Origin of the sequence: Tetzosporium hominis (genome assembly GCF_002265435.1) — a bacterium.
Classification (GTDB): domain Bacteria; phylum Bacillota; class Bacilli; order Bacillales_A; family Planococcaceae; genus Chryseomicrobium; species Chryseomicrobium hominis.
Window position 1 is genome coordinate 1 of sequence record NZ_NOKQ01000160.1, and the last position, 280, is coordinate 280.

General features: G+C 48.6%; 1 protein-coding gene. It reads right to left on the reverse strand.

Going from position 1 to position 280, the window contains the following annotated elements:
* The coding region (locus CF394_RS03525) for an SAM-dependent methyltransferase (RefSeq protein ID WP_500691223.1) at window positions 1-280 on the reverse strand (280 nt) is incomplete at both ends.

A 280-nucleotide genomic window follows, 5' to 3' on the forward strand; every position in this document is an offset into this window, starting at 1 on the left:
AGGCACTGCCTGAATCTCCTCATCACGGCTCCCAGCCGCTGTCACGATCACAACCTCATAATCATCAGGCAGCTTCTCCATCAATGTCAGCTTGACTTCAGAAGCGGTCATTTGGTCGTAAACCTGACAAATGATCAGGTGATGTCTGAGCTCAAGCTCATCCGCGGACAACGTGCCGGCATCCACAAATTGAAAACCTTCAATCGGGTCGATTTGCAAGGCATTGAATGTGGCATCAAGAAAACTTTGTCCTCCCGCAACTTTCACTTGAACATTTTCC